The following is a 1,005-nucleotide window of genomic DNA, read 5'->3' as shown; positions in this document are numbered from 1 at the left end:
CCCGCTGCTGTTTTCGTGGAGCGGGCGGGCGCCGGGCTTCGGGCTGTTTGCGGGCGCCACGCTGCACGAGGTGGCGCAGGCGCTCGCCGTTGGCCGCGTGCTGCCTGCGGAGATAGGCGACGCGGCGGTCGTCGCCAAGATGCTGCGCGTGATGATGCTGGCACCGTTCCTGTTGCTGCTGTCGGCACTGCTGGCACGGCGCGGCGGCAATTCAGGCGCCTCTTCTAAACTGGCGTTGCCCTGGTTCGCATTTGGCTTCATCGGCATGGTGCTGCTGCGCTCGACAGGCTGGTTGCCCGCCGCCTGGCTGCACGCCGCACAAGGCCTGGACCTGGCACTGATCGCCACCGCGATGGCCGCACTGGGCCTGGCCACGCCGCTGACCCTGCTGCGCCGCGCCGGTCCGCGGCCCCTGCTGCTGGCGGCGCTGCTGTTCGGCTGGCTGCTGCTGGGCGGCGGGCTGATCACAGCGGGGGCCAGCGCCCTGTTGCGCTGACGGGCTTTTCCCGCGCGCGGCAATGCGGCTACACTCCGCCTCGCTCCGGGGTGCGCACAGCGCTGAGAGGACTGAAAGGTCCAACCCGTGAACTTGATCCGGTTCGTACCGGCGGAAGAAGAGCGCATGCCCGATTGGCCGGGCGTGCAACCTGGGCCTGGGGCAGACGTGTCCTCGGCCCGGTTGCATCCACCCCGGCCAGCAGGCGGTCTCCGGAGCACTGACCTTTGTGCTTGCCATCCAGGAGACCGCCATGAACGCACCCGAATCCTCTGCCGCCCAGCGCTTCGCTACCGAACTGGCCGAGGCCTGCGCGCCCTTTCCAGGTTCGCGCAAAGTCCACACGCAGCAGGCCGTCACGACGCCGCAAGGCCCGCTGAAGATCCACGTGCCGATGCGCGAGATCGCGCTGAGCAATGGCGAGCGCGTCAGCGTCTACGACTGCACCGGCCCGTACACGGACCCTGCCGTGGCGGTGGACGTGCGCCGCGGCCTGCCCGGCCCTCGCG

The 1,005-nt window shown here is 70.2% G+C and carries 1 protein-coding gene, 1 pseudogene and 1 riboswitch; the gene and the pseudogene both read left to right on the top strand.

All coding sequences use genetic code 11. The annotated features are described in order from the left end of the window. Positions 1-496: putative sulfate exporter family transporter (locus FKP22_RS31575; protein WP_141292091.1), on the top strand; the 496-nt coding region annotated here is incomplete at its 5' end. A 36-nt stretch (positions 497-532) separates the two neighbouring features. After that, positions 533-633, top strand: a riboswitch (TPP riboswitch). Between the two features lie 116 nt (positions 634-749). Further along, positions 750-1,005 (top strand): annotated as a pseudogene (locus FKP22_RS31570) (phosphomethylpyrimidine synthase ThiC); the annotation flags it as partial.

It is taken from the genome of Ideonella azotifigens (assembly GCF_006519715.1).
Taxonomy (GTDB): domain Bacteria; phylum Pseudomonadota; class Gammaproteobacteria; order Burkholderiales; family Burkholderiaceae_C; genus Ideonella; species Ideonella azotifigens.
The sequence above is the reverse complement of the archived record's forward strand: the minus strand, read 5'-3'. Positions and strand labels throughout refer to the sequence as shown.